A 15,461-nucleotide genomic window follows, 5' to 3' on the forward strand; every position below is an offset into this window, starting at 1 on the left:
AGTTCCGGCGCGGTAGTCGTGCGAATTGTGGTGTCGGCCATGATGTTCACCCCCTCTGCTCGGTCGCTCCAACTGAACTGACTCAAGTGTAGCGAGGGGGTACGACAAAACTGATCGGTGCGGAATCTGCTGGGTGCGAGAACTATCCGCATCCTCAGCGTTGGGTTCGGTTGGGGGTGGCCTGGTTTCGCTGTCGGGTTGCGGAGGAGGCCTCGACCTCGACAGGCTCGGCCTGCGGATACACCGACCCGCAAGCTCGTCGGCACTCGACCAGCGGGGATCAGGCGCACTCGACCAGCGGAAGCGGGGGTGGACCGGCCGGCCTCCGTGCGGGCGGGACTTGCCCGCCCTACTCCTCCGCAGCCCGCGCGAGCGCCGGCTTGAGCAGGTCGAGGACGTAGACGGTGGCGTTGGGTGAGGGTTCGTTGAGCCCGGTCACCTGCACCGTGTCCATCAACGTGACCGCACCGGCTTTCACCGAGTCGAGATTCTGGTATCCGGGAAGTCCGGGCAGTCGCTTACGCAGGTCGTCGTTCTGGACGCCCATGACGAGGAGGTCGGAGTTGAGCCACGGGATGTTCTCCGCACTGATCTGGAACCGCGGCTCGCCGGTCTTCTGCGACTGCGCGATCAGGCGTGGCGCCATCACCAGTCCGAGCGATGTGAACAGCTGTCCGGCACCGTCATTGGGGTCACCGAGCACGGAGAACTGGTCGGTGCCGTAGAGGTACGGCCGCGGCCGGTTGGTCGACGGCGTACTGCTCGGTTGGATAGTCGTCGGCCGGGTACGCAGACCCGTACGCCTCGTCGTAGGGGGCATCTGCCCCACCCGCCGCCCCGCCGACAGCGTCGTTACCGGCCGATCCCTGTGTCATGTCGTACTCCCGTCATACCCGGAGTCCACCCCCGGAACCCCGCTGAAGGAGAGGCTAACCTGCCTGTTCGCGATTCCCAACCCGCTGTTGCCCAGACCGAACCGCAGGCAATCAGGACGGATCGGCCTCCGGCCGCCAGTAGGCCTGCGCCTTCACGCCCTTCTTGCCGAGGCCGAAGTCCTCGCGCAGCACCCCGGCGACGGCTCGAGTGCTGGTGGAATCCAAGGCGACCCAACCGAATTGGCCGGCGGACGGGGTGGCCGCGGCGCGCACCGCGTCGACGAGGGCGGCACCGTCACGCTCGCGGCGAACCCAGTGCAAGGTGTCCTGCGGCCGCAGCCGGATCGGCAGATCCTTATCGTCGTCGTGCGCGAATTCGAACCAGATCGTGGCCGCCACCTCCGGCGACGACGACGCACTCAGCGCGTCGAGCAACGAATTGATCGCCGGCAGCGAGGCCGGATCACCCGCGATGAGCCACCCGGTGGGAGCCGGCTCCGGGATGGCGAACTTCGATCCCATGAACGTGGCACCGATGGTCGTCCCCGGCTGCGCGGCCTGAGCCCAGCGGGCGGCCGCGCCGTCGTGGATGGCGAATTCGATGAAGAAGGTGTCGGCCTCGGCGTCCGCGTCGGCGAGGGTGTAGCCCCGCTGATGCGCCTTACCGTTCGACTCGAACCACAACCGGACCCACATCGTCGGATGGATCGGGCGGTCGGCGAGCAGGCCGCCCCCGGTGAATCCGACGCGAATGTAGTGGTCGGTGATCACCTCGTTGCTGGTGACGGTGAATTCGTAGTCGTCGGCGCGGAGCAGCTTCAGGATCGCTCCCTGGATACCCCTCGACGGCGCCTTGTGCTGGGTCTCGGCCATGCCGGACGTCCCTTTCCTCGACGGTGGTTTGAGGTCAGGGTAGCCTAAGTCAAAACAGGCGAGCCGCCGCGAGCGGGCCCACCAGGACCTTTTACACCGGCGCCAACGGCACGATTACACCGGCGCCAACGGCACGATTACACCGGCGCCAACGGCACAACACCGGGATGCTGGTCCAGGAAATCCTTGGTGAAGGTACACACCGGCCGCACCCGCGCCCCCTGATCGCGAATGTAGGCCAGCGCACCCCGCGTCAATCGGGTTCCGAGGCCGTGTCCGGTGTACTCGTCGTACAGAACGGTGTGCAGCACCGTCACCGTGCGTTGCCCGTCGACGTCGTCGATCGAGTAACCGAGAACTCCGACGAGGTCACCGGCGACCCACAGTTCGAAGCGCTCCCGCTCGGGGTTGTGCACCACCTGCGAGATCTGCTGAAGAATCGACTGCGCCGTCTGCGGCGGGCGATGCCGGTGTTTGCGTTGCATGTGTCCATATCCCTTATGCCGTGGTCCGGTGAACGACGAACCCCTGCCGACCGGCGCCCCTTCCTGTCGGCGAATCACTCTCTGTGATTCCGGTCACACACTACATTACGGTTCCGTAGGTGGGTGACGTGAACGCAACGGCCTGTGGACGAATCCGTTACGGTTCGGCCACCTCGGCCAGGCGTCTGCGAATCGCTTCCACACCCCTGCCACCCGCACCATCCACTGGCCCATCGGCGCCACACCACCCGACGTCGATCGGTTGAACCCCGACCCGCGTATGCTCATCCGTGTACGACGACGATGCATATCGTCGGTGCACAACTTCACACGCGGGGGCTCCCACGTACCGGGGGCTGAGATGGCGACAGGCGGTCGCCGACCGCCCGAACCTGTCCGGGTAATGCCGGCGTAGGGAGACACAGACCATGGGCACACCTGTATCCGCCGACCGCACACGCACCACCGACACCGTCGACGGCTCGATCCTGACCACCGGCCCGATCCAGGGCAGCACCAAGCACTACCTCGAGGTGGACGGCCTGCGCGTCGGGCAACGCCGCATCCACCTCACCAACGGTGAGCACCTCGACGTCTACGACACCTCGGGCCCCTACACCGACGACGCCGCCGACATCGACGTCGAGAAGGGGCTGCCACCGACCCGCGATTCCTGGACGCGGCCCGCTCCGATCGACGGCGCCTCGACCCAGTTGGCCTGGGCGCGTGCGGGAATCGTCACCGACGAGATGCGGTTCATCGCCGCCCGCGAGGATGTCGATGTCGAACTCGTGCGCCGTGAGGTCGCCGCCGGCCGGGCGGTGATCCCGGTCAACCATCGACACCCCGAGTCGGAGCCGATGATCATCGGCAAGGCCTTCGCGGTGAAAGTCAATGCCAACATCGGCAATTCGGCCGTCACCAGCTCCATCGCCGAGGAGGTGGAGAAGATGGTGTGGGCCACCCGCTGGGGCGCCGACACCATCATGGACCTCTCCACCGGCTCCGACATCCACATGACCCGCGAATGGATTCTGCGCAACTCGCCGGTCCCCGTCGGTACCGTGCCGATCTACCAGGCATTGGAGAAGGTGAAGGGCGATCCGACCAGGCTGACGTGGGAGATCTACCGCGACACCGTGATCGAGCAGGCCGAGCAGGGCGTGGACTACATGACCGTGCACGCCGGGGTGCTGCTGCGGTACGTGCCACTGACCGCCCGCCGCGTCACCGGCATCGTCTCGCGCGGTGGGTCGATCATGGCCGCCTGGTGCCTCGCCCACCACGAAGAATCATTCCTCTACACCCACTTCGACGAACTGTGCGAGATCTTCCGGCGCTACGACATCACCTTCTCCCTCGGCGACGGACTGCGTCCCGGCTCGATCGCCGACGCGAACGATGAGGCTCAGTTCGCCGAACTGCGGACCCTCGGGGAACTCACCACGATCGCGAAATCTCATGGCGTGCAGGTGATGATCGAGGGACCGGGCCACGTGCCGATGCACAAGATCGCCGAGAACGTGCGGCTGGAGGAGGAACTGTGCGAGGAGGCACCGTTCTACACCCTCGGCCCACTCGCCACCGACATCGCACCCGCCTACGACCACATCACCTCGGCGATCGGTGCGGCGATGATCGCCCAGGCCGGCACCGCCATGCTGTGTTATGTCACGCCGAAGGAGCACCTGGGCCTGCCCAACCGTGACGATGTCAAGGTCGGCGTCATCACCTACAAGATCGCCGCACACTCCGCCGATCTGGCCAAGGGCCATCCGCGCGCACAGGAGCGCGACGACGCACTGTCCAAGGCGCGCTTCGAGTTCCGCTGGAACGATCAGTTCAACCTGGCACTCGACCCGGACACCGCACGTGAGTACCACGACGAGACCCTGCCCGCCGAGCCGGCCAAGACCGCCCACTTCTGCTCCATGTGCGGTCCCAAATTCTGCTCGATGCGGATCTCGGCGGACGTGCGCGCCTACGCCGAGGAGAACAATCTGGTGACCGCCGAGGACATCGACCGCAAGATCGCCGCCGAAATGGCCGCCAAGTCAGCGGAATTCGCCGACGCGGGCGGACGTATCTACCTCCCCATCGAGGCGGGCAGCACGCCGTGAGCTCTCACCTCCTGCCCACCGCCCCGCCGGGGGTCACGCCGACGCGGGTGATGACCGTCGCCGGTTCGGATTCCGGTGGCGGCGCTGGTATTCAGGCCGATCTGCGCACCTTCGCACTGTTGGGCCTGCACGGATGCGTTGCCGTCACCGCGGTCACCGTGCAGAACTCGGTGGGCGTCAGCGGGTTCCAGGAGATCGACCCGGGTATCGTTGCCGCCCAGATACACTCGGTGGTCTCCGACATCGGGGTGTCGGCGGTCAAGACCGGCATGCTCGCCTCGGCGCCGATCATCGACGCCGTGGTGGCCGCATGCACCGAACTCGGCATCGGGCGAGACGCGCCCGTCCCGCTGGTGGTCGATCCGGTGAGCGCATCGATGCACGGCGACGCCCTGCTCGCCACCGAGGCCCTGGACACGTTGCGCACCAACCTGTTTCCGCTTGCCACGCTGGTGACACCGAACCTCGACGAGGTGCGATTGCTGACCGGGATCGAGGTCGTCGACGACGCCACCCAGCGTGATGCGGCACGCGCTCTTTACGCACTCGGCCCGCGTTGGGTGTTGGTCAAGGGTGGTCATCTGCGGACCAGCGCGCAGAGCCCCGATCTCCTGTTCGACGGTGAACAGTTCCTCGAGTTCACTCACGAACGCATCGACACCGGCCACGATCACGGCGCCGGCGACACCCTGGCAGCCGCGACGGTATGTGCTCTCGCACATGGCAGGTCGGTGCCGGATGCGGTCGGATTCGCCAAGGACTGGGTGACCCGCGGGCTCGCGGCCGCCTATCCCCTCGGCGCGGGCCACGGGCCGGTCAATCCGCTGTGGCGGGTCGGTGCGGCGCCGGACGGTGCGGCTACCGACGGTGAGACAGCACGTTGACCACGTTGCCGTCGGCGTCACGGAAGAAGAAACGCCGTACGCCCCACTCCTCGTCGGAGAGCGGGTGGACGATCTCCACACCGTCGGCGAGCGCCTGCGCGTAGGCGGCGTCGACGTCGGGTACCTGCAGCGACGCCACCGGATTCACTTGCGCGGTCGCATCAGTGGTCATCAGCGAGAATTGCGGTGCCGCACCACCGACGGCATCCGAATTGCCCAGCGTCGCAATCCATCCGTGATTCATCAGGACGTCGAGTCCCAGCAACGAGGTGTACATCGTCACGGCCTCGTCGAGGTCGTCGACTGTCAGGATCGGTACCGCGCGCACGAGTTCCATCTCCACGAGGATAGGGCAAGCGTGCGACCGTCGGCCGAGAACAACGTAGCGTGGAGCCATGACCTGGACCTACCTGATGGACATGGACGGTGTCCTCATCCGTGAGGACCACCTGATCCCCGGTGCCGATGCGTTCATCGCCGAACTCCGTGACGGCGGCATCCCGTTCACCGTGCTGACCAACAATTCGATCCGCACGCCCCGCGATCTGCGCGCCCGGCTCCTGCGCACCGGCCTGGACATTCCCGAGGATTCCATCTGGACCTCGGCGTTGGCCACCGCCCGTTTCCTGGACACCCAACGCCCCGGCGGCAGCGCATACGTCGTCGGCGAGTCCGGACTGACGACGGCCCTGCACGACATCGGTTACGTCATCACCGATGTCGACCCCGACTACGTCGTCCTCGGTGAGACGCGGACGTATTCGTTCGAGGCCATCACCACCGCGATCCGCCTGGTGGAGCGCGGTGCGCGGTTCATCGCCACCAACCCCGACGCGACCGGGCCGTCGGCGCAGGGCCCGCTGCCCGCGACGGGTGCGGTCGCCGCGTTGATCACGCGTGCCACCGGGCGTGACCCGTACTACGTCGGCAAACCGAATCCGCTGATGATGCGCTCGGCCCTGCGCAAGATGGGGGCGCATTCCGAACACACCCTGATGATCGGCGACCGGATGGACACCGACGTCATCTCCGGGCTCGAGGCGGGACTGCAGACATTGCTGGTGCTGTCCGGGATCTCGACCATCCAATCGGTCGAACTGTTCCCCTACCGGCCCACGCGGGTCATCGACTCGGTTGCCGATCTCGTCGGGCACACCACCAATCCGTTCGGCGGCGAACCCGACAGCCTCTGAGGCCTGAGTCCGGCCGAGAAACGCCGACCGCCCACCCGGTGAGTCCGGATGGGCGGTGAGAGTCGGGGTGACTCGACGTCAGTGAGCGAGCGCCTTCGCCTTGAGGGCCTCGTACTCGTCGGCGCTGATCGCGCCGGAATCCAGGAGCGACTTGGCGTCGGCGATCTGCTGCGCGGGTGAGGTACCGGCGACCGACTTGATGTAGCTGTCGGATTCCTTCTTGTACTCAGCCGCCGCCGCCTGCGAACGCTCGGCCATGCCCTGGCCCTTGGCCAGCAGGTACACCAGCGCCGTCAGGTACGGAAAGATGATCAGGAAGATCACCCAGATCGCCTTCGATAAACCGGACGCCTTATGATCACGGAAAAGGTCGGCGATGATGTACCAGAGCACCACCAGGTACGCGACGAACGCGAAGATGATGACCATCGACCACAGGAAATTCCAGAACGAATCCCACACGGGAGTGCTCCTTCAGAAATAGTGAAGCGACCAGTGTTCTGGCCAGCAATAGCATTGCACATATTCGCGGATTCATAGTGAGGCAAAGGGCTTATTTCGTGCCAACTTCTCCGTCGTCGCCCGGCGGGCACAATGGACCTCGTGAATCTGGAACTGGGACTCGACACCTTCGGTGATGTCACCGTCGACGACGACGGTGCACCGATCACCGCGGCGCAGTCGATACGCAATCTCCTCGAACAGGCCGTCCTCGCCGACGAGGTAGGCGTCGACTTCCTCGGCGTCGGCGAACATCACCGCGACGACTACGCGGAATCCGCGCCCGAGGTGGTGCTGGGTGCCGTCGCGGCCCGCACCACCCGGATGCGGCTGGGCTCGGCGGTCACCGTCCTGTCCTCCGACGACCCGGTCCGCGTGTTCGAGCGGTTCTCCACCGTCGACGCCCTGTCTTCCGGTCGCGCCAAGGTGATCCTGGGGCGCGGCTCGTTCACCGAATCCTTTCCGCTGTTCGGCTATGACCTCGAACAGTACGAGGAGCTCTTCTCCGACAAACTCGAGTTGTTCACCCACCTGCGCACCGGTAACCCGGTCACCTGGTCGGGCACCACCCGCGGCCCGCTGAGCAACCAGATCGTGTATCCGCAGTTGGAGAATCCGCCGCTTCCGACCTGGATCGCGGTCGGCGGGAGTCCCGAATCGGTGGTGCGCGCCGCGCGGCACGGACTGCCGTTGATGCTCGCGATCATCGGCGGCGACCCGCTGCGGTTCGCACCGTATGTCGACCTGTATCGCCGCGCACTCGACCAGCTCGGCAAGCCGACGGACCTGCCGGTGGGTGTGCACTCCCCCGGCCACGTCGCCGACACCGACGAGCAGGCCCGCGACCAACTGTGGCCGCACTACCGTGCCTATGTGTCGCGGATCGGCGCAGAGCGTGGCTGGCCGCCACCGACACGCATCGAATTCGAACGATCCACCGGACCAGGCGGCTCACTCTACGTGGGCTCGCCGGAAACGGTGGCCGGCAAGATCGCCACCACCGCCCGCGCGCTCGGTCTCTCCCGTTTCGACATGAAGTACTCCCACGGCACCCTGCCGCACCGCACGTTGATTCGTAGCGTGGAACTGTATGGCTCGCAGGTCATTCCGCGAGTGCGGGAGTTGCTCAGCGACGACTGAGGGTCAGCAGGAAGTCTCCGTGCGGGTCGGTCCAGCCGGTGACGTGCGCCAGTCCGGCGTCGGCGAGTTCGGCATCCAGGGTGGCCGGATCGAACTTGGTGCTGATCTCGGTGAGAATCTCCGCACCGACCGGCAGTACCCATTCCCGTTGCAGCACCCCGAAATACGCCCGGACGTCCCGCCGGGCCCGCAGCCACATCTCGATGCGGTGCCGGGTCGGATTCCACCGTGCGATGTGGTCGAAGTCGTCGGCGTAGAGTCCCGTCGCGGCCAGGCCGGTACGGAGCACCTCGATCATGTTGCGGTTGAAATCCGCTGTCACACCGGCCTTGTCGTTGTAGGCGGCGACCAAACGGCCGGTGTCCTTGATGAGGTCGGCGCCGAGCAGGAAGTGGTCGCCGACGGCGAGCGACGCCGCGAGCCCGTCGAAGAAGGCGCGCCGCGCGTCGTCGTCGAAGTTGCCGATCGTACCGCCGAGGAACACGACCAGACGGTTCCCCGGCGAACCCGGAAGTAGCAGTTCGGATTCGGTGAAGTCGGCCTCGGTGGGCTCGATCGCGATGCCCGGGTAGTCGCGCGCCAGGATCGTCGACGACTCGGCCAGCATCTCGGCACTGACATCCACCGGCACGTAGGTGACATCCACACCCGCGGGGGCCCGCGCGGCGAGCGCATCGAGCAGTAGACGCGTCTTGGTGGAGGTGCCGGAGCCGAGTTCGACCATGGTGGTGGCGTTCGACGTGGCGATGATGTCGCCCGCGTGTGCCCGCAGGATCGCCGTCTCCCGACGTGTCGGGTAATACTCGGGGACGCGGGTGATCTCGTCGAACAGCCGGCTGCCGCGCTCATCGTAGAGCCACTTCGTCGGCAGCACAGGCGGATCGAGCCACAGTCCGGCCAGCGCGTCGGCGGCCAGCGGTGCCACGACGTCAACGGTCACCGCGCCAACCTCAGGCCGGCGAACACCCACCGCGACGAGGCCGGGAAGAAGTTCCGGTACGTCAGACGCTCATGCCCTCGCGGGGTGATCGCGCTAGCTCCCCGCAGGACGTGCTGATCGGACATGAACTTGCCGTTGTACTCCCCGACCGCACCATTGGCGGGCACGAAACCCGGGTAGGGCAGATACGCGCTCGCGGTCCACTCCCAGACGTCGCCGATCATCGCTGCCCCGGCCACGCCCGGGTGGCATCGGTCCGGGTCGAGGAGCTCACCTCGTTGCGACCCGAGTGCGCAAGCGGCTGCCTCCCATTCGAATTCGGTCGGCAGCCGTGCTCCGGCCCACCGGGCGAAGGCATCCGCCTCATAGAAGGACACGTGCACCACGGGTTCGTCGAGTTCGATGCGACGTCGCCCGGACAGCGTGAAGGTGGTCCATTCGCCGTCGTCGAATCGCCAGTAGCCCGGTGCGTCCCAACCGTGTTGACGAATCGTGGCCCACCCGTCGGACAGCCAGAACTCGTGGCGCCGATAGCCGTCGTCGGCCATGAACTCCAGCCAATCGGCGTTGGTGACGGCACGTTCGGCGACCTCGAAGTCCTCTAGGAACACTCGATGCCGCGGCCCCTCGTTGTCGTAGGAGAAGCCCACTCCCGGCGCCGCACCGATCTCGGTGACGCCGCCGGAGACCGACCGCCAGGTGGTCGGGCCGGTGGATGTGGGCGTGTCCGGGTCCCGGTCGACGTACACCGGTCCGGGTGAGAGCGGGATCGTGGAGAACAGATGCTTGATGTCCATCAGGAGCAATTCCTGATGCTGCTGTTCGTGATTGCAGCCCAATTCGAGCAGATCGAGGGCGTCATCGTCGAGGGCGCCGCGGGTGAGGACGTCCTCCATCGCACCGTCGACGTAGTTGCGGTAGTGCGTGATGTCCTCGACACCGGGTCGGGTCACGAGTCCGCGGTCGGGGCGTGGATGCCGTTCGCCGACCGCCTCGTAGTAGCTGTTGAACAGGTAGCGGTAGGTTTCGTCGTACACGGTGTAGGACGGGTCGCGCCGCAGGATGAACTCCTCGAAGAACCAGGTGACATGCGCGCGATGCCATTTCGCCGGACTGGCCTCGGTCATCGACTGCGGTGTCTGATCTTCAGCGGACAGTCGCGCCGACAGCAGGTCGGTCAGCTCCCGGACATCTCGAAAGCGTTGCGCCGGTGACTGATCGGCGTGGGTACCGTCTGGGCTGGTGGAGATGCGTTCGGTAATGCTCACTGGAGTACCTCCCGTGGCGTGTGGACCCCGGGCTCTCCCGAGTCGTCGTAGTCCATCGTTCCTACGACGCGTGGAACTGTCAACGCGCCCAGATCACGCGTATTCCGTTCGGCACCGCGCCGGACGTCGCGCTCGCCGTGTCGTACGGCGATCACAACGCGAAACGACCGGTCCCACACGGAATTCCTCCGTGTCGGACCGGTCGCGTGGCGAGGTGCCGCAAGAACGGTTGCCCGGTAACGACTCTCGCATTCCGGACATGGCGGCGTGAGGCGAGCCCGGCAAGCGCCAGGGTCAGGCCTCGTCGCCGACGACGTGCACCGCCGCTTCCTCCGCGCTGGCGCCGGCGCCGTCGATACCGCAATCGGAGGCGACGGCCTCGGATTCGGTGTCCACACCGTCACCCCGATCGGGTGCGAGCAGGCGACCGGCCCGACGCTCGCCCACCTGATCGGCATCCTCGGCGAATTCGTCGTCTGCGTCGGATTCGTGCGACTGCCAGTCCCGCTTCTGGTCGGCGACGATGTCGTCGAGCGGGTCGGTCGCACCGACGTCGGGCTCTTCCTCGGCGAGCTTCTGATCAAGCGTCTCCCCGTCACGCATCTCCTGGGCTGTCAGTCCGTGGACCGCGCCCTTGGGCGCGTAGTCGGGCGGCGAGAAGCCTTCGTCGAGGACGTCGTCCACACCTCGATCGTCGAGGGTGTCCTCGGGCTGCAGCTGATCGTCGGGATCGAGGCTGTACTCGCCGTCGGAGCCTTCAGGGGTGCTGTCGTTGTCGTATCCGGTCACACTTCCCACGATGCCAGGCCGCACCGCGCGTGGCCAGTATCCCCAGGTGATTGGGGTAATTCTGCCCAGAATCCGGCCGTCGACGCCCACCCGCGGCCGGTAACATGTTTGTGAAACAGGTCACTTTCTGCTGCCACGTCGGCGACAATCGAGTCGTGATCGAGGAAATGCAGGACGAAGCCCGGTCCTTGCTCTCGGCCGGTGAGTACGGACATGCGCTGGCCGAGTTCTCGGTCCTGCGCGAGATCCGATCACGCCGCGAGGGGCCGTACTCGCCGATGTACCTGTCCAACCTGCACGATTCGGTGCGCTGCATGTCGCACCTGCACCTGTGGGCCGACGCGACGCCCCTGTGCCGCGAGCTGCACGGAAGGTACGTCCGGACCCACGGTCGCGGCGAGGCGGACACCGTCGACGTCGCCAAACACTGGGCGTGGGCGCTGGTCCACCTCGACGACTACCCGCCCGCGGTGCGGCTGTACCTGCTGACCGCCGACGCCCTGTGGGACGTCGATCGTGATCAGGCGCACCGGCTGCTCGGTGCGGCGTTGACTCACCGACACGGCCTCGAGCCCGAAACCCTTCTGACGCCCGGCGAGATCGACGGCGTCGGCCTTCGTCACGCCGACGACGTGCTGGCCGACCTCACGTCGTTGCGCACCCACCTTCCCGACGGCGCCGAACTCGACCGCACCGCATTCGCCCGCACCAGTATTGATGGGTTGGTGGCGTAGTCCCGCCTGGCCGGTCAGCGGCGTCGTTGCCGCCGACGGATGTCGACGCTCTCCCTGCTGAAGTAGGCGCGTGAGCGCCGGTTCCACAGCAGGTAGTACATGAAAACGTTGATCGCGATGACAATCACGGCGATGACGATCACGATCACGATGGCGGCTTCCACTGTCCTCCTTGATCACGCGTAGGCGAAGAGGGCGGCGAAGCCCACGAAATACAAGACCACGAATGCAACGGAGATGAGCACCACCACCGAGATCCGGATGATTCCGATGACCGTGTAGTACAGATACGCCCCGCGCGCGCCTCGCAGATACGAAATGGCGATCCACAGATCAATCGCCCAGAAGACCAGCACGGCTATCGACACGGCGAGCAGGTAGTCGTGATACCCGGTGAGATCCCAGCCCGAGACGGTGGTGGTCTCGTACCCGTAGTCCGAGTAGGTCGTGCTGCTCGACGGTGCTTGGGACCAGCTGTCGATGCTGAGGAACCACACCCACCAGATCGCCTCGCTCACCCCGATCAACACCAGCCCGATGACCTGCCACCACCCGAAGAACGTCACCTGCCAGGGACGCCGGGTGGCAACCTCCACGGGATCGGCACCGAGCACGATCACCGGTTGGTACACGTGCAGGGGAGCCACGGCGGGCGTCGCCACCGCCGGCGCCGCGACCACGGGCCCCGAGACCACCGGCCCCGCTACCTTGGGGGCTGCAGCAGAGGACGGAACCGGCAGCGGCCAATCCTGAGATCGGCGATGCGATGCCCTCGATGACGGTGGGGCCGACGCACCCGCCGGCGGTGGAGGGGGCGGCGGGGGTACCGATCGGGCCTTCGGCGGCGGTGGGGGTGGAGGCGGCGGTGCGACAGCCGCGCCGAACGTACTCGGCCGAGCGGGACGCGATCCGGACGGCGGGCCGGGATACGACATTGTCCGATTTTAGGGCCCCGGACCTGCGCAGATCTGTCGCCTATTCGGAGGAATCGACAGCGCCACCTCATCACCGACAGCGCTCTCGTCGACGTTGACAGCGCTTTCGCCATCACCGACTCCTGCGGCGACGTCGAGTCGGTACCGGAATCCGCCGATCTCGATGACACGGTCAGTCAGTGGCACGGAGGTAGGTCGAGGTGCTTGCCCATTTCTAGACATCCCACTGAGTACAGAAGGGCTGTGACCTGCGATTTTGGCGCGAGACTGCTTCGAGAATGTCTAGAAATGGGCAAGAGGTGATCTCGGACGGCATTGGCCGCGCCGGATGTGGTGCGGGTGCGGCCTGTGTGATTTCTGGTACAAGCGGGACTGTTGCGAAGTAAGGATCACGCGTTCCGAAATCTGCTTGCCCATTTCTAGACATCCCGCCCAGTACAAGATGGCCGTGACCTGGGGTTTTGCCGGAAGGCTACTTGAGAAATGTCTAGAAATGGGCAGACAGCCCCGATCAATCGACACGCGACACGCGAATGCACGTGATCGCCGATGTTGACGGCGCACGCACAGCCACGAGCGCTGTCAACCTTCGCCTCGCTCAGTCCTCAGTCGACTGCAGCCGAGCGTCGCCGGCCTCGACCCCGCACGAGGTAGTTGTCGGCGGCGAACACTCCCGCGTTGGCGAAGCCGACGGCCAACAGCCCGGCGATCAGCGCGAGAGGCCATTCCCAGCCGGCCTTGCCATCGGCCACCCAGAAGCCCAGGTCCCAATGGACGTAGTAGATCGCGCCGATCATGTCGATGACCAGCAGCACCGAGACGATGGGCAGCAGCAATCCGAGGATCAGCAGGATGCCACCGACCAACTCGAGCCAGGTCACGGCGTAGGCGGAGAAGCCGGGCGCGACCACGCCCATCCCTTCGAAGTTCGCCTTCACACCGGAGATGTGGAAGGTGTTGAGCTTCTGCCACCCGTGGGCGATGAAGATGCAGCCGAGGATCACTCGGGCCGCCAAGAGGGCTATGCCCCGGAATCCGTTCATCTAACTCTCCTTTTCGACGAGAAGTCTTGTGGACTGTCTCCGCTATCGACCACCACAACCTATACGGACCACGGTCCGTTTACAACGTGGCCCGACCGGAGCCAACCGATGCGCACGATGGCCGGAAGGTAGTCTGAGTGTCCGCAAGGTCGAAGCGACATCGGTCCATCTCGGGGCGATCGTCATCTGGTCGAGAGCTTCGACATCAGCCTGTGACCAGATCGCGATGCGCCGTGACATCGCGTCTCCGGCGCGGGCAGTTCGGCGAGTTCATGAAGAGGCGAGGAGATGTGGGTGCCGGGTAAGTCGGGCAGAGGCGCACGGCAACCGGGCTCCGGGCAACCGGTATTGGGTTCGCCGACCGACGTCCTCGATCCCTACCTGCCGGACAACGGAAACCTCGGCTACCGCATCAGCCGATACGACCTCGACCTCATGTACAAGGTCGCCGGCAACCGGCTCGAAGGCACCGCCACACTGACTGCGACCTCACACATCGATCTGCGACGGTTCAGCCTCGACCTGGCCAGCACCCTCACCGTCACGCGCGTGAGCGTCAACGACAAGCGCGTCCGCTATTCGCACCGCAACAAGAAGCTGACGATCACCCCGGCCGATCCCATCCCGCCCGGCGGCGCAATGACGATCGTCGTCCGCTACCACGGGTCCCCACGCCCCATCCGCAGTTCGTGGGGCGAGGTGGGCTGGGAAGAACTCACCGAGGGCGCGCTGTGCGCCAATCAACCCAACGGTGCGGCGTCGTGGTTCCCCTGCGACGACCACCCGATCGCCAAGGCGCCCTACCGCATCTCCATCACCACCGACAGCCCGTATTTCGCTCTGGCCAATGGCGTCCTGGAGTCCAAGCGGGCACGCGCCGCCCAGACCACGTGGGTGTATCACCAGGTGGAACCGATGCCGACCTACCTCGCGTCGATCCAGATCGGGCCGTACAAGAAGGTCTCACTGGCCACCAAACCGTTGCCCGTCGACGCGGTGATCCCGCCGCGGCTGACCAAGAACTTCGACGTCGACTTCGGCCGGCAACTCGAGATGATCGACGTCTTCGTCGAGATGTTCGGCCCGTATCCGTTTCCCCGCTACACCGTCGTCGTCACCGACGATCCCCTCGAAATACCCATTGAGGCACAAAGCTTTTCGACGTTCGGTGCGAACCACTGCGATGGCACTCGCAATTCGGAACGACTCGTCGCACACGAACTGGCGCATCAGTGGTTCGGCAATTCGGTGACGCTGGCCCGGTGGCGTGACATCTGGCTGCACGAAGGATTCGCCTGCTACGCGGAGTGGCTGTGGAGCCAACGTTCCGGCGGACGCAGCGCCGACGAATGGGCGCGCCACTACTACCAGAAGCTCGCCGCCTCCCCCGTACGCGTCCCCCTCGCCGACCCGGGTCCGCGAAAGATGTTCGACGACTGGGTGTACAAGCGCGGGGCGATCACCCTGCACGCCTTGCGTCTGACCATCGGCGACGGCAACTTCTTCGCTCTCCTGCACCGGTGGACCGAGAAGTACCGCTACGGATCGGTGACCACCGAGGACTTCATCGCCCTGGCGGCCAACTTCTCGTCCACCCCGCTGCAGGATCTGTGGCAGCGCTGGTTGTTCACCCCTGCCCTGCCGCCGTTCCCGGTTTAACCCGCACACGCTGCAGGTGCCA

17 protein-coding genes and 1 riboswitch are annotated in these 15,461 nt (G+C 65.8%); of the genes, 6 read left to right on the plus strand and 11 right to left on the minus strand.

What is annotated here, in order from left to right; translation table 11 throughout:
• Positions 1 to 349: 349 nt before the first annotated feature.
• The 3 genes from ACWETB_RS16120 to ACWETB_RS16130 form a co-directional block, all read right to left on the minus strand.
• Positions 350 to 820 (minus strand): hypothetical protein, encoded by a 471-nt coding sequence (locus ACWETB_RS16120; RefSeq protein ID WP_452212228.1) that lies wholly within the window; start codon positions 818 to 820, stop codon positions 350 to 352.
• 166 nt (positions 821 to 986) lie between these two features.
• Positions 987 to 1,748: a siderophore-interacting protein gene (locus tag ACWETB_RS16125; RefSeq protein ID WP_449742281.1), complete on the minus strand. Its 762-nt coding sequence runs from the start codon at positions 1,746 to 1,748 to the stop codon at positions 987 to 989.
• Between the two features lie 137 nt (positions 1,749 to 1,885).
• Positions 1,886 to 2,233: a GNAT family N-acetyltransferase gene (locus tag ACWETB_RS16130; RefSeq protein ID WP_449742282.1), complete on the minus strand. Its 348-nt coding sequence runs from the start codon at positions 2,231 to 2,233 to the stop codon at positions 1,886 to 1,888.
• Between the two features lie 322 nt (positions 2,234 to 2,555).
• Positions 2,556 to 2,668: riboswitch (TPP riboswitch) on the plus strand.
• Between ACWETB_RS16130 and thiC the strand changes: the two genes are divergently transcribed.
• Both thiC and thiD read left to right on the plus strand, forming a co-directional pair.
• The gene (gene thiC / locus ACWETB_RS16135) at positions 2,662 to 4,353 is read left to right on the plus strand and encodes a phosphomethylpyrimidine synthase ThiC (RefSeq protein WP_449742283.1); all 1,692 of its coding nucleotides are present in this window, start codon (positions 2,662 to 2,664) and stop codon (positions 4,351 to 4,353) included. (Overlaps the previous riboswitch by 7 nt.)
• 50 nt (positions 4,354 to 4,403) lie before the next feature.
• Positions 4,404 to 5,237, plus strand: coding sequence for a bifunctional hydroxymethylpyrimidine kinase/phosphomethylpyrimidine kinase (gene thiD, locus ACWETB_RS16140; RefSeq protein ID WP_449742448.1), 834 nt, complete (start codon positions 4,404 to 4,406; stop codon positions 5,235 to 5,237).
• Here thiD and ACWETB_RS16145 read toward each other — a convergent pair.
• Complete coding sequence (locus ACWETB_RS16145) at positions 5,212 to 5,574, minus strand: VOC family protein (protein WP_449742284.1); 363 nt, start codon at positions 5,572 to 5,574, stop codon at positions 5,212 to 5,214. The genes thiD and ACWETB_RS16145 overlap by 26 nt on opposite strands.
• Positions 5,575 to 5,632: 58 nt before the next feature.
• Here ACWETB_RS16145 and ACWETB_RS16150 point away from each other — a divergent pair, with 58 nt between their 5' ends.
• The gene (locus ACWETB_RS16150) at positions 5,633 to 6,430 is read left to right on the plus strand and encodes an HAD-IIA family hydrolase (protein ID WP_449742285.1); all 798 of its coding nucleotides are present in this window, start codon (positions 5,633 to 5,635) and stop codon (positions 6,428 to 6,430) included.
• A gap of 78 nt (positions 6,431 to 6,508) precedes the next feature.
• On the opposite strand, the gene ACWETB_RS16155 is transcribed toward ACWETB_RS16150, so the two are convergent.
• Entirely contained in the window at positions 6,509 to 6,892 is a 384-nt protein-coding gene (locus tag ACWETB_RS16155; RefSeq protein ID WP_449742286.1) for an SHOCT domain-containing protein, read from the minus strand.
• Between the two features lie 132 nt (positions 6,893 to 7,024).
• Between ACWETB_RS16155 and ACWETB_RS16160 the strand changes: the two genes are divergently transcribed.
• Complete coding sequence (locus tag ACWETB_RS16160) at positions 7,025 to 8,071, plus strand: LLM class flavin-dependent oxidoreductase (RefSeq protein WP_452212232.1); 1,047 nt, start codon at positions 7,025 to 7,027, stop codon at positions 8,069 to 8,071.
• Here the strand turns inward: ACWETB_RS16160 and egtD are convergent.
• The 3 genes from egtD to ACWETB_RS16175 all read right to left on the minus strand — a co-directional run bounded on the left by egtD (position 8,058) and on the right by ACWETB_RS16175 (position 11,068).
• Positions 8,058 to 9,011: an L-histidine N(alpha)-methyltransferase gene (gene egtD / locus ACWETB_RS16165; RefSeq protein WP_452212234.1), complete on the minus strand. Its 954-nt coding sequence runs from the start codon at positions 9,009 to 9,011 to the stop codon at positions 8,058 to 8,060. The two genes, ACWETB_RS16160 and egtD, sit on opposite strands and share 14 nt — an antisense overlap.
• Positions 9,008 to 10,279 (minus strand): ergothioneine biosynthesis protein EgtB, encoded by a 1,272-nt coding sequence (gene egtB, locus ACWETB_RS16170; RefSeq protein ID WP_452212236.1) that lies wholly within the window; start codon positions 10,277 to 10,279, stop codon positions 9,008 to 9,010. Before egtB ends, egtD begins: the two co-directional genes overlap by 4 nt.
• Before the next feature lie 294 nt (positions 10,280 to 10,573).
• Positions 10,574 to 11,068 carry a DUF5709 domain-containing protein gene (locus tag ACWETB_RS16175; protein WP_452212238.1) on the minus strand — a complete coding sequence of 165 codons (495 nt, stop codon included), beginning with the start codon at positions 11,066 to 11,068 and terminating at the stop codon, positions 10,574 to 10,576.
• Positions 11,069 to 11,223: 155 nt separating this feature from the next.
• Here ACWETB_RS16175 and ACWETB_RS16180 point away from each other — a divergent pair, with 155 nt between their 5' ends.
• Positions 11,224 to 11,802, plus strand: coding sequence for a hypothetical protein (locus ACWETB_RS16180; RefSeq protein ID WP_452212240.1), 579 nt, complete (start codon positions 11,224 to 11,226; stop codon positions 11,800 to 11,802).
• A gap of 14 nt (positions 11,803 to 11,816) precedes the next feature.
• Here the strand turns inward: ACWETB_RS16180 and ACWETB_RS16185 are convergent, their stop codons facing one another.
• The 3 genes from ACWETB_RS16185 to ACWETB_RS16195 all read right to left on the minus strand — a co-directional run bounded on the left by ACWETB_RS16185 (position 11,817) and on the right by ACWETB_RS16195 (position 13,780).
• Positions 11,817 to 11,966 (minus strand): hypothetical protein, encoded by a 150-nt coding sequence (locus tag ACWETB_RS16185; RefSeq protein ID WP_452212242.1) that lies wholly within the window; start codon positions 11,964 to 11,966, stop codon positions 11,817 to 11,819.
• A gap of 12 nt (positions 11,967 to 11,978) precedes the next feature.
• Positions 11,979 to 12,497 carry a hypothetical protein gene (locus tag ACWETB_RS16190; RefSeq protein WP_452212244.1) on the minus strand — a complete coding sequence of 173 codons (519 nt, stop codon included), beginning with the start codon at positions 12,495 to 12,497 and terminating at the stop codon, positions 11,979 to 11,981.
• 845 nt (positions 12,498 to 13,342) lie between these two features.
• Positions 13,343 to 13,780, minus strand: a complete 438-nt coding sequence (locus ACWETB_RS16195; protein ID WP_449742292.1) for a DoxX family protein — start codon at positions 13,778 to 13,780, stop codon at positions 13,343 to 13,345.
• A 294-nt stretch (positions 13,781 to 14,074) separates the two neighbouring features.
• Between ACWETB_RS16195 and ACWETB_RS16200 the strand changes: the two genes are divergently transcribed.
• Positions 14,075 to 15,439, plus strand: coding sequence for a M1 family metallopeptidase (locus tag ACWETB_RS16200; protein WP_449742293.1), 1,365 nt, complete (start codon positions 14,075 to 14,077; stop codon positions 15,437 to 15,439).
• Positions 15,440 to 15,461: the final 22 nt, after the last annotated feature.

The sequence above is a fragment of the Gordonia sp. NPDC003950 genome (assembly GCF_053605205.1).

Bases quoted from the DNA above. Each gene is read 5' to 3' on its own strand.
- ACWETB_RS16120 (WP_452212228.1), bottom strand. From the start codon at position 820: ATGCCCCCTACGACGAGGCGTACGGGTCTGCGTACCCGGCCGACGACT.
- ACWETB_RS16125 (WP_449742281.1), bottom strand. From the start codon at position 1,748: ATGGCCGAGACCCAGCACAAGGCGCCGTCGAGGGGTATCCAGGGAGCG.
- ACWETB_RS16130 (WP_449742282.1), bottom strand. From the start codon at position 2,233: ATGCAACGCAAACACCGGCATCGCCCGCCGCAGACGGCGCAGTCGATT.
- thiC (WP_449742283.1), top strand. From the start codon at position 2,662: ATGGGCACACCTGTATCCGCCGACCGCACACGCACCACCGACACCGTC.
- thiD (WP_449742448.1), top strand. From the start codon at position 4,404: ATGACCGTCGCCGGTTCGGATTCCGGTGGCGGCGCTGGTATTCAGGCC.
- ACWETB_RS16145 (WP_449742284.1), bottom strand. From the start codon at position 5,574: ATGGAACTCGTGCGCGCGGTACCGATCCTGACAGTCGACGACCTCGAC.
- ACWETB_RS16150 (WP_449742285.1), top strand. From the start codon at position 5,633: ATGACCTGGACCTACCTGATGGACATGGACGGTGTCCTCATCCGTGAG.
- ACWETB_RS16160 (WP_452212232.1), top strand. From the start codon at position 7,025: ATGGACCTCGTGAATCTGGAACTGGGACTCGACACCTTCGGTGATGTC.
- ACWETB_RS16195 (WP_449742292.1), bottom strand. From the start codon at position 13,780: ATGAACGGATTCCGGGGCATAGCCCTCTTGGCGGCCCGAGTGATCCTC.